This window comes from Nocardioides sp. P5_C9_2 (assembly GCF_054049555.1).
This window is the reverse complement of record NZ_JBFUMD010000083.1, coordinates 1-10,291: the sequence shown is the minus strand read 5'-3', so window position 1 is coordinate 10,291 and position 10,291 is coordinate 1. Positions and strand designations below refer to the sequence as shown.

At 72.2% G+C, this 10,291-nt stretch carries 10 protein-coding genes; 1 reads left to right on the top strand and 9 read right to left on the bottom strand.

Annotated features, from left to right (window positions below):
• Window positions 1–514 (bottom strand): PfkB family carbohydrate kinase (locus ACXJKL_RS06390; protein ID WP_457206222.1); only part of this gene is annotated, 514 nt, incomplete at its 3' end.
• 62 nt (window positions 515–576) lie between these two features.
• On the opposite strand from ACXJKL_RS06390, the gene ACXJKL_RS06385 reads away from it, so the two are divergent.
• Complete coding sequence (locus ACXJKL_RS06385; RefSeq protein WP_457206221.1) at window positions 577–813, top strand: hypothetical protein; 237 nt, start codon at window positions 577–579, stop codon at window positions 811–813.
• Between the two features lie 98 nt (window positions 814–911).
• Here the strand turns inward: ACXJKL_RS06385 and erpA are convergent, their stop codons facing one another.
• The 8 genes from erpA to ACXJKL_RS06345 all read right to left on the bottom strand — a co-directional run.
• Window positions 912–1,274 carry an iron-sulfur cluster insertion protein ErpA gene (gene erpA / locus ACXJKL_RS06380; RefSeq protein WP_107768288.1) on the bottom strand — a complete coding sequence of 121 codons (363 nt, stop codon included), beginning with the start codon at window positions 1,272–1,274 and terminating at the stop codon, window positions 912–914.
• A 104-nt stretch (window positions 1,275–1,378) separates the two neighbouring features.
• Window positions 1,379–2,461 (bottom strand): glycerate kinase family protein, encoded by a 1,083-nt coding sequence (locus ACXJKL_RS06375; protein WP_457206220.1) that lies wholly within the window; start codon window positions 2,459–2,461, stop codon window positions 1,379–1,381.
• A 42-nt stretch (window positions 2,462–2,503) separates the two neighbouring features.
• Entirely contained in the window at window positions 2,504–3,598 is a 1,095-nt protein-coding gene (gene bar, locus ACXJKL_RS06370) for a barbiturase (RefSeq protein WP_457206219.1), read from the bottom strand.
• 25 nt (window positions 3,599–3,623) lie between these two features.
• Window positions 3,624–4,571 carry a carbamate kinase gene (locus ACXJKL_RS06365; RefSeq protein WP_457206218.1) on the bottom strand — a complete coding sequence of 316 codons (948 nt, stop codon included), beginning with the start codon at window positions 4,569–4,571 and terminating at the stop codon, window positions 3,624–3,626.
• Complete coding sequence (locus tag ACXJKL_RS06360) at window positions 4,568–5,056, bottom strand: N-acetyltransferase family protein (RefSeq protein ID WP_457206217.1); 489 nt, start codon at window positions 5,054–5,056, stop codon at window positions 4,568–4,570. The genes ACXJKL_RS06365 and ACXJKL_RS06360 overlap by 4 nt, the downstream gene beginning before the upstream one ends.
• Complete coding sequence (locus tag ACXJKL_RS06355) at window positions 5,053–6,963, bottom strand: hydantoinase B/oxoprolinase family protein (protein ID WP_457206216.1); 1,911 nt, start codon at window positions 6,961–6,963, stop codon at window positions 5,053–5,055. Before ACXJKL_RS06355 ends, ACXJKL_RS06360 begins: the two co-directional genes overlap by 4 nt.
• Complete coding sequence (locus ACXJKL_RS06350) at window positions 6,960–9,062, bottom strand: hydantoinase/oxoprolinase family protein (RefSeq protein ID WP_457206215.1); 2,103 nt, start codon at window positions 9,060–9,062, stop codon at window positions 6,960–6,962. Before ACXJKL_RS06350 ends, ACXJKL_RS06355 begins: the two co-directional genes overlap by 4 nt.
• 112 nt (window positions 9,063–9,174) lie before the next feature.
• On the bottom strand, window positions 9,175–10,291 hold a 1,117-nt coding region (locus tag ACXJKL_RS06345; RefSeq protein ID WP_457206214.1), incomplete at its 5' end, for an FAD-binding oxidoreductase.

Here is a 10,291-nt window from a genome sequence, read left to right as displayed (position 1 = left end):
GGGAGGGGTCCGCGACGAACCGGTAGCCGCGCTGGCGGCACTCGTCGGTGTGGCGCAGCATCCCCTGGGGGTCGTCGGGGCCGATCAGGACGTAGTCCGGGGTGCCGACCCGGTCGACGATGGGCTTGAGCTCGATCTCGCGGGCCTCGCTCATCGCACCGGCGTAGAACGAGGCGATCTGGGCGTGCGCGGAGTCGTTCGTGCAGACGAACCGGGCGGTGTGGCGGGTCTGCGAGGTGTGGACCGAGGTGCAGTCGACGTTGTGGCGCTCCAGCCAGGCGCGGTACTCGCCGAAGTCCTCGCCGACCGCACCCACGAGCACCGGGCGCAGGCCCAGGTTGCCGAGGCCGAAGCAGATGTTGGCGGCGCATCCGCCGCGGCGCACCTCCAGGTCCTCGACGAGGAAGGACACCGACAGCTTGTCCAGCTGGTCCACGACGAGGCTGTCGGAGAACTTCCCCGGGAAGGACATCAGATGGTCGGTCGCGATGGATCCGGCGATCAGCAGGGGCACGCGCGAACACTACCCCTGAGTACTGCTGGGGCTACCTCACGGTAGCCACTAGCGTCGGCGCCATGACCTCCCCCGAGAGCGCCGCACGCCTCACCCACGCCGACCTCGCGAGCACCAGCGACATGGCCGACGACTGCCGGGCGACCCGCCGCAACCTGCGCCTCGAGCGGGCCGCACGGGCCGCGGTCTCCGCTCCCCCGAGCCTGCGCTACGAGGACTATCCGCGCGAGGTCGCCAAGCGCGACATCCGGGTCAGCGAGGCGACCGCCCGCCTGGCCGAGGCGCTGTACGGCCGGTAGCAGACACCACGACGAAGGGCCCCCGCCACACGGCGGGGGCCCTTCGTCGTGCTGCGATCAGTGCACCCGGATCAGTGCACCTGACCAGTGCGCCTGGATCAGTGGAACGAGTCGCCGCAGGCGCAGGAGCCGGTGGCGTTGGGGTTGTCGATCGTGAATCCCTGCTTCTCGATGCTGTCGACGAAGTCGATCATCGCGCCGTTGAGGTAGGGGACGCTCATCCGGTCGACCACGACGGTCACGCCGTCGAAGTCGGTGGTCACGTCGCCGTCGAGCGTGCGCTCGTCGAAGAAGAGCTGGTAGCGCAGGCCCGAGCAGCCGCCGGGCTGCACGGAGATGCGCAGGGCCAGGTCGTCGCGGCCCTCCTGCTCGAGGAGGCTCTTGACCTTGCCCGCGGCAACATCGCTCAGGTTGATCTGGTCGGTGCGGCGGTCAGTGGTGGTGTCGACCTGCTCGGTCATGTGCTGCTCCATCAGTCGGTCGAGGTGGATACCTGTCCCAATGGTCGCACACCCCGGGTTATTCCTCCCGGTCCACCGCCCCACCCGGGACGGGCGCCGGCTCCCTACCTCGACCAGGTGCGGGCGACCCGCTGGGCGAGGTCGCTCAGGGCCCCCGAGGGGTCGGCGAAGGCGCGCTCCTCCCCCACCAGGTCGACCAGCGAGTACGCCGACTCGATGCCCAGGGCGCGCATCTCGCGGCTGCCCACCAGCACCTGGCCCGCGAGCGCGACACACGGCCGCAGGGCCTCCGCGGCGATCTCCGCGACGCCGTACGGGACCTTGCCGGACCGGCTCGAGAAGTCGAAGGCACCCTCCCCGGTGATCACCAGGTCGGCCTGCCGGGCCCGCGCGGCGAGCCCCACGTGCTCGGCGACCAGGGCGATGCCCGGCTCCCGGCGGGCACCGAGGACCAGCAGCGCGTAGCCGATGCCGCCGGCGGCGCCGGCGCCCTTCTCCAACGACGTACGGCGATCGGTGGCGGTCGCGAACGCCTCCAGCCACCCGTCGATCAGGGCGACCTGCTCCTCGTCGATGCCCTTCTGCGGACCGAAGGACTTGGTGGTGCCGAAGAGCCCGGTGAGCGGGTTGTCGACGTCGGTGGCGGCGACCAGCGTGACGCCGGACAACCGGTCGCGGGCGGGGCCGAGGTCGACCGTGGTGACGGTGTCCAGGGCGATGGCCCCGCTGTCGAGGATGCCGTCGGACAACGCCCCGAGGGCGGCGAGGACGCCCGCTCCCCCGTCGTTGGTGCCGGAGCCGCCGAGGCCGACGACGACCGTCGAGGCCCCGCTCTCGACGGCGGCGATGAGCAGCTCGCCCACGCCGTTGCTGCTGGCGAACTCGACGCCACCGTCGATCAGGTGCAGGCCGACCGCCTGGGCGCTCTCGACGTAGGCGACGTCGTCGACGAACAGCAGGGTGGCCGGGACCCGCTCGCCGTGCGGCGCCTCCACCGTCACGGCGAGCAGCTCGCCCCCGAGGGCGGCGTGCAGGACGTCCACGAACCCCGGTCCCCCGTCGGCCATGGGGGCCAGGTCGAGCACGTCGTCGGGTGCGTGCCGGGCCCACCCGGTCGCGATGGCCTCGGCGGCCTCGACCGCGGTGAGGGTGCCGGAGAACTTGTCCGGCGCGATCAGGACGCGCATGCGGTCATCCTGTCGCATGGTCGGGCGTGCGGGGCCCGGGGACTACCCCAGGTCCACGATCGCGGCGACCGGGCCGCCGCCGTCGGGGCCCTGGTGGGCCGCGGACACCGACACGAACACCGCCGGGTCGCCGGTGACCGCCGCCGTCACCCCGCCCACGGCCGCCTTGATCTGCCGGTGCCAGTGGACGTCGGAGTCGTCGAGCATGGCGTTGCGCCGGCCCCGGACCTGGCCGTCCTGGGAGACCTCGCACTTGAGGAAGACGTTGACCAGCCGGCCGTCGAGGTCGGTGGTGTGCGGCCGCTCGGGCAGCTCGAGGCCGGCCGAGCGGATCGCGTCCCAGATGCCGTCCGCGTCGAGGGCGTCCCGCATCACCGCGTGGCCGACCCGGTAGCGACCGCCGACGCCGGTGGCGTTGCCGACCACCACGACCTGGGCCACGTCGAGCTCGACGCCCGAGGAGCAGGACGCCACCGCCGAGAAGAGCGACCGGTCGTGCATGACGTCCTCGTCGGTGGGCATCTCGATCTCGCCGAGCGCGACCGCGATGCCCAGCGCCGTGCACCCGTTGGAGAGGTCCATCGACTCGTGGGTGTGCTCGGTCCACACCGTCTTGCCGCGGGACTTGGCGTCGCGGATGGTGTGCACGGTCAGCAGCGGGGTCTTGGTCTGGACGTAGTGGACGTCGGCGACGTCGGTGATGCCGGCCTTCTCCATGGCGACCTTCACGGCGTCGGCCACCTTGGTGACCATCGCGACGCGGCCGATGTCCTCGGGGAGCAGCGTCTCGCTCATCGCGAACCCCACGGTCAGCCGTGACTCCTCGGTGGGCTCGGCGTCGGTGGTGGCGAAGATCGTGGCGTGCGGGCTGATCACCCCGTCGGTGCCGCCGGACCACACGATCGGGACCTGCTTGACGGCCGCCGGGTCGGCGCCCTTCTCGACCAGCACCTCGCGGAAGGCGCGGTCGGAGATGATGCGCGTGTAGTCGTTGACCCCGCCGTTGCCCTCGGTCTTGCCGATGATGGCGATGACGCGGTCTGCCGCCATCACGCCGTCGTCGATGAGCTTGGCGAGCTCGCTGGCGTCGGCGACGGAGTGGATCGGGACCTTGCGGACTTCGATGGCACTGGGCATGGTGGTTCCTCTCGGGTGGGTGCGGCTAGCTCGGTACGACGACGGTGCCGGCGCTGCCGGTCGGGGAGCCCGTCACCGCCTCGACGATGTGGTCCAGGCTGGTGATCACGGCGCGGGTGCCGCCGTCCTCGACGAAGCGGCAGACGGCGTCGACCTTGGGCCCCATCGACCCGCTGGCGAAGTGGCCCTCGCCCGCGAGCGCTCGCATCTCGGCGACGGTGACCCGGCCGACGGGTGCCGCGTCGGGGGTGCCGAAGTGCAGCACCGCGTGCGGCACGTCCGTGGCGATGACGAGCACGTCGACGGTGATCGACCGGGCCAGCAGCGCGGCGCCCAGGTCCTTGTCGATGACGGCCTCGACGCCGGCGAGCACGCCGTCGTCGCGGCGTACGACGGGGATGCCGCCACCGCCGTTGGCGATCACCACGAAGCCGGCCTCGACCAGGGCGTGCACGGCCGGCGCGTCGATGACCTCGAGCGGCTCGGGGGACGCCACGACCCGGCGCCAGCCCTTCTCGCCCCGGTCCTGCCAGGTCTCGCCGTGCTCCACGAGGTGACGGGCCTCCTCGGCCGGCAGGTAGCGGCCGATCGGCTTGGTGGGGGTGGTGAAGCCGGAGTCGTCGGCGTCCACGAGCGTGCGGGTGACCACGGCGGCACTGAGCCGGTCGACCCCGCGGCGGGCCAGCGACGCGTCGAGCGCGTCCATCAGCACGAAGCCGAGGGTCCCCTGCGTCTGCGCGCCGCACCAGTCCAGCGGCACGGGGGGCACGACGGCCGCGGCGAGCTCGTTCTTGACCAGCAGGTTGCCGACCTGCGGGCCGTTGCCGTGGGTCACCACCACGTCGACCCCGGCGGCCACCAGGTCGGCCACGGACTCCATCGCGGTCTCGGCCGCGGCGATCTGGTCCTCGGGTCGCGCCCGCCCGTCGGCGTTGGTCATGGCGTTGCCGCCCAGCGCCAGCAGGGCCCTCATCGCGTCGCCTTCGTGTAGCGGCGACACGTCACGACGAACGTGCCGGCGGCCGTCGCGGCGGGGTAGGCGAGGTCGCCCTCGTCGCGCCAGCCGCGTCGCTCGTAGAAGGCGCGGGCACGGGCGTTGCCCGCGTTCACCGCGAGCCAGGCCGTGCCGTGGCCGCCGGCGCCGACCTGGCGCTCGGCCTCGTCGAGGAGCACCGCGGCCACGCCGCTCCCCCGGTGGGCGGCGTCGACGTACACCTGCTCGACCTCGTCGGCCACGACCATCACGAAGCCCGCGACCTCCGCGCCGACGACGGCGACGGTGGTGTCCGCGACCCGGGCGGCGGCACGGGTCGCGAAGGACTCGGGCGTCCGGAGGGCGACGAGCTCCTCCGGGACGTGGCCGAGGTGGCCGTCGCGCCAGCCGGACGACCAGATGCGCGCCACGGCGTCGGCGTCCTGCGCGGTGGCCGCCCTGATCTCGGTGATCGTCGTGGTCACAGGTGGTCCACCTCCGCGGAGGTGGCGCCGCCGGAGAGCCGCGCGTAGCCCGGGCCGCGGTCGAAGAACGCCTCGGCCCGCCGCGTACGCCCCGCACGCTCGGCCTGCGTCGCAGCGGCGTCGAAGCCCAGGTCGTCCGCGTCGACCGACCCGGTCAGCACCACGCCGTAGTCGCCCAGCGCGGCCTCGGGAGACACCTTGCGCCACACCACGTCGCGCACCACCAGGGCCGGGTCGCGGACCAGCGGGTCGCCCCAGCCGCCACCTCCCGTCGTACGGATCCGGATGACCTCGCCCGCCTTCACCGGCTCGTCGTCGGCGAGGGCGTCGACCTCTCGCTCGTGGGGGCCGCCCGGGTCGATGGTGACCGAGAACGGCCTGCCGGCCCTGCCGCCGCGCACCCCCCAGCACGCCAGGATCGAGCGGTCGGCGATGGACATGAAGTGAGCGTCCTTGAGCATCCGGATGTGCTTCTCGTACCCGAGACCACCGCGGTGCTCCCCCGCGCCACCGGAGTCCATGGCCAGCCCGAGCGACTCGACGAGGAACGGGAAGCGCGACTCGGTGAACTCGCTCGGCAGGTTGCGGGAGTCGGGCACCACGTGGATGGTGTCCTCGCCGTCGGCGTAGTAGCGGCCGCCGGAGCCGCCGCCGAGCACCTCGCGCATGAGGTAGGGCCGGCCGTCGCGGTCCTCGCCGTAGACACCGGTGTAGCGGATGGTCTCCTGGTCGGCCGGCATCCTGCCGTCCACCGCCTTGGCCACCACCCCGGCCAGCACGCCCAGGAGCCGGAGGATGACGAACGTGCGGGCGTTGGTCGGTGCCGGGAAGACCGGCGTCAGCAGCGTGCCGGGCTCGGGGAAGCGCATCTCGATGAGCGGCACGATGCCCTCGTTGACGTCGAGCTCGGCCATCCGCTCGGGCGACTCGGCCAGGTTGCGCAGGATCGGCGCCAGCCACTTCTTGAGGAAGACGCCGTCGCTGTAGTCGCCGCAGTGGTTGATCGGACCCTTGGCCTGCGGGCCGGTGCCGTCGAAGTCGAGGACCAGCCGCTCACCGTCCGGATCGTCGGCCGGCGTGCGGGTCAGCGTGATCCGCTGGGTGTGCAGCCGCGGCTCGTCGACGCCGTCGTGCTCGGCGTAGTCCTCCCAGGTCCACGTGCCGACGGGGACCTGGCTGAGGATCTCGCGACGGTACGTCGTGGTGGTGCGGTCGAGGATCGCGTCGAAGCACGACTCGACGACGTCGACGCCGTACCGCTCGAAGAGCTCGCCGAGCCGGCGCGCACCCATCAGGCACGCCGAGCACTCGGCGTCCAGGTCGGCGGCGAGCGACTCGGGCATCCGCGAGTTGCGGGTCATGATCGCCAGCGCGGCCCGGTTGGGCACGCCCGCGTCCCAGAGCCGGATGGGCGGCACCATCAGGCCCTCCTCGAAGACGCTGGTGGCGTGGCTGGGCATGGAGCCGGGAACGGCGCCGCCGATGTCGTCGTGGTGCCCGAAGGCCTGGACGAAGGCGACCACCCGGCCCGCCGCGAAGACGGGCACCGTCACGCAGAGGTCCGGCAGGTGGCCGATGCCGCCCTCGGAGCGGTAGACGTCGTTGTGGAAGAACACGTCGCCCTCGCGCATCTCCCCGATCGGGAAGTCCCGGGCGACCGGGTGCACGAGCGCGGAGTAGGAGCGGCCGGTGAGCTTGCGGAGCAGCCGGTCGTGGATGCCGGCGCGGAAGTCGTGCGCGTCGCGGATCATCGGGCTGCGGCTGGTGCGGCCGATGGCCGTCTCGACCTCCATCTCCACGCTGGCCAGCGAGCCCTGGACGATCTCGACCAGCACCGGGTCGGCGCTCGCCCCGGCGTCGTCGGTCAGCATCCCGTAGGGGAACTGGGTGGGCGCCCTGCGACTCATCTGCGTGCCTCCCGCGTCACGATGATGTTGAGGAAGTCGTCGACCCGGGCGGTGAAGCCCGGGTGCACGGGGACCGTCGAGCCGAACTCCTCGATGATCACCGGCCCGGGGACGGTGTGGCCCGGTGGCAGGTCGGGGCGCCACAGCACCGGGGTGTCGACGTACCCGTCGGAGGTCTCGAAGCAGACGGCTCTCGACCTCGGAGAGCGCGGCTCGGAGGGGCCGGCGCCGTCGCTCCTGCGGATCTCGGGGCGGGTGATCGGCCCGATCCCGGAGACGCGCAGGTTGACCCACTCGACCTGCTGCGAGTCGTCGCCGGAGAAGTCGTAGCCGTAGAGCGCCCGGTGCTCGGCGTGGAAGCGCCGCGCCACCTCGTCGACCGCGTCCGCGTCCGCGTCGAGCGGACCGTCCGGCACCCCGACGCGGACCTCGAAGGCCTGCCCGAAGTAGCGGACGTCGGCGGTCCGCACGAACCGGTGCGCCTCGCGGGCGAAGCCCTCCTTGTCCAGGGCGGCGCGCGCCTGCGTCGTCAGGGCGTCGTACGCCGCCTGGACGGTCGCGACGTCGAGCGCACGGTGCAGGGTGACGTGGGTCTGCACGTAGTCGTTCTTGACGTCGACGGTCAGCAGCCCGAACGCCGAGACGTTGCCGGGGTTGGGCGGCACGAGCACGGTGGGGATGCCGAGGATGTCCATCAGCCGGCACAGCAGCAGCGAGCCGGAGCCACCGAAGGTGGTGAGGGTGAAGTCGCGGACGTCGAGTCCTCGCTTGACCGTGACCTGGCGCAGCGCGTTGGCCTGGTTCCAGGCGGAGATCTCCAGCACACCGTTGGCGCACGCCTCGGGCGTCATCCCGAGCCGGTGGGCGAGGGCGTCGATGCCGGCCCTCGCCGCCTCCACGTCGAGCGGGATCTCCCCGCCCAGCAGGTGCGGCGGGATGCGGCCGAGCACGACGTGCGCGTCGGTGATGGTGACCTCACCACCGCCCTGGGCGTAGCAGATCGGGCCGGGGTCGGCGCCGGCGGACTGCGGGCCCACCTTCAGGGTGCCCTCGGGCGAGAGCCAGGCGATGGAGCCCCCGCCCGCGCCGACGGTGACGACGTCGATCATCGGGATCTTGGACGGGAAGGCACCGACCGAGCCCTCGGTGGTGAGCGTCGGCTCGCCGTCGATCACGACCGAGACGTCCGTCGACGTGCCGCCGCCGTCGCTGGTCAGCACCCGGTCGAAGCCGGCCGCCCGGGCGATCAGAGCGGCGCCGAGCGCGCCGGCGGCGGGCCCGGACAGCACGGTCGTGATCGGCTGGTTGACCACCTCGTCCGCAGAGAGGACGCCGCCGTTGGACTTCATGACGTAGAAGGGCACCTTGCGTCCGCCGTACTGCTCGAGGCGCTGGCTGATGTTGGTGACGTAGCGGCTCAGGCGCGGCTTGACGGCGGCGTCGACGAGCGTCGTCATCGCCCGCTCGTACTCGCGGTACTCGCGCAGCACCTCGCTGGACAGCGAGACGACCGCGTCGGGGTGCTCCTCGCGCAGGATCGCGCGCATCCGCTCCTCGTGGTCGGGGTTGGCGTAGGAGTGCAGGAGGCAGACGCCGAGGGTGTCGATGCCGCGGTCCCGGAACCACCGCGCCACCCGACGCGCCCCCTCCTCGTCGAAGGGGCGGATCTCGGCGCCGGTGAAGTCGAGCCGACCCTCGACGCCCTTGACCAGGTCGCGCGGCACGATGCGGGGCGGCTTGACCCAGAAGTAGGAGTTGCCGTAGCCGTCGGGCACCGACTGGCGGGCGATCTCGAGCATCGCGTCGTAGCCCGCGGTGGTGATGTAGCCCAGTGCCTCGACCTTGCCCTCCAGCAGCTGGTTGGTCGCCACCGTGGTGCCGTGGCTCACCGCAGTGACGGCGTCGCCGCTCCCCTGCGGCAGGTCGAGCAGGTCGAGGACCTTCTCGATGCCCGCCATGAACCCGTCCGCCGGGTTGGCGGGCGTCGAGGGGGTCTTGGTCGTCACCAGCTCACCGGTGTCCTCGTCGAGCGCGACCACGTCGGTGAAGGTGCCGCCGGTGTCGATGCCGATCCGGATGCGCCGGGGTGCTGGGGGCATGCGGACCATTCAAACGACCCCGTACGCCGCCCGGCGAGGTCACATGTTGCCGACGGATCGGCGACGCGCTGTCAGTTCATGCCAGCGGATCGAGAAGGACGCGCGAGTCGGGTCAGGCAGGGACGATGTTCTGGTTGTGGCGGAACAGGTTGCCCGGGTCGTAGGTCCGCTTGACCTGGGCGAGCCGGTCGTAGTTGCCGCGGTAGTTGTCGCGGATCCTCGACTGGTCGTCCTCGGCCATGAAGTTGATGTAGCCGCCCTCCTGCGAGTGCGGGGCCGTGGCGTCGTAGTAGCTGCGGACCCAGGCGGTGTTGGCCTCGTCGTGGGCCTCGTCGGGCCACATGCCGGCGATGACGGTCGCGAAGCTCGCGTCGCGGTAGGCGAAGGCGGTCGACTCCGGGGCCACCCGGTGGCAGGCGCCGTTGATCGGGTAGATGTGCATCGTGGTGGTCAGCTCGGGCACCTGGGAGCCGTGCTCCACGTGCGCGGCGATCGCGTCGTCGGTCAGCTCCTTGACGAAGTTGGCCTTCCAGTAGTGGCGCAGCCCCGACGGGTAGAGCCCGTCGAAGGCACTGTTGAGCGCCGGGTAGGGCATCGGCCCCACGTGCTCGGCCACGACCGGCGCCAGGTCGTGGAAGGGCTTGAGCATCCGCTCCCCCTGGTCGAGGTCGCCGGCCCAGCAGGCGACGAAGAGGGCGAGCCGGTCGCCGTGCCGGTCCTCGGGGATGAACGGCAGCRGCGGCGCGACCTGGAAGGCCGGGAAGCCGCCGAACTGCTCCGGGGCGTCGGCGATGAACTCGCGGTAGAGGCGCAGGAGGTCGCCGGCCTTGTCGAGCTCGAAGAACATCGGCCCGCCGTAGACGTCCTTGACCGGGCTGAGCCGGAACTCGAAGGACGTGACCACCCCGAAGTTGCCCCCGCCCCCGCGGAGGGCCCAGAAGAGGTCGGCGTCGTCCTTGTCGCTGGCCACGTGGAAGGTGCCGTCCCCGGTGACCACGTCGGCGGCCAGCAGGTTGTCCGAGGACAGGCCCAGCCCGCGCGCGAGGTAGCCGATGCCGCCGCCCAGGGTCAGGCCGCCGACCCCGGTGGTGGAGACGACGCCGCCGGTCGTCGCCAGCCCGAAGGGGTACGTCGCGGCGTTGAGGTCGCCCCATGTCGCACCGCCCCCCACCCGGGCGGTGTGGGTGATCGGGTCGACCCGGACGTCGCGCATCGACGACAGGTCGACC

Bases quoted from the DNA above. Each gene is read 5' to 3' on its own strand.
- bar (WP_457206219.1), bottom strand. From the start codon at position 3,598: ATGCCCAGTGCCATCGAAGTCCGCAAGGTCCCGATCCACTCCGTCGCC.
- ACXJKL_RS06375 (WP_457206220.1), bottom strand. From the start codon at position 2,461: ATGCGCGTCCTGATCGCGCCGGACAAGTTCTCCGGCACCCTCACCGCG.
- ACXJKL_RS06355 (WP_457206216.1), bottom strand. From the start codon at position 6,963: ATGAGTCGCAGGGCGCCCACCCAGTTCCCCTACGGGATGCTGACCGAC.
- ACXJKL_RS06385 (WP_457206221.1), top strand. From the start codon at position 577: ATGACCTCCCCCGAGAGCGCCGCACGCCTCACCCACGCCGACCTCGCG.
- ACXJKL_RS06350 (WP_457206215.1), bottom strand. From the start codon at position 9,062: ATGCCCCCAGCACCCCGGCGCATCCGGATCGGCATCGACACCGGCGGC.
- ACXJKL_RS06365 (WP_457206218.1), bottom strand. From the start codon at position 4,571: ATGAGGGCCCTGCTGGCGCTGGGCGGCAACGCCATGACCAACGCCGAC.
- erpA (WP_107768288.1), bottom strand. From the start codon at position 1,274: ATGACCGAGCAGGTCGACACCACCACTGACCGCCGCACCGACCAGATC.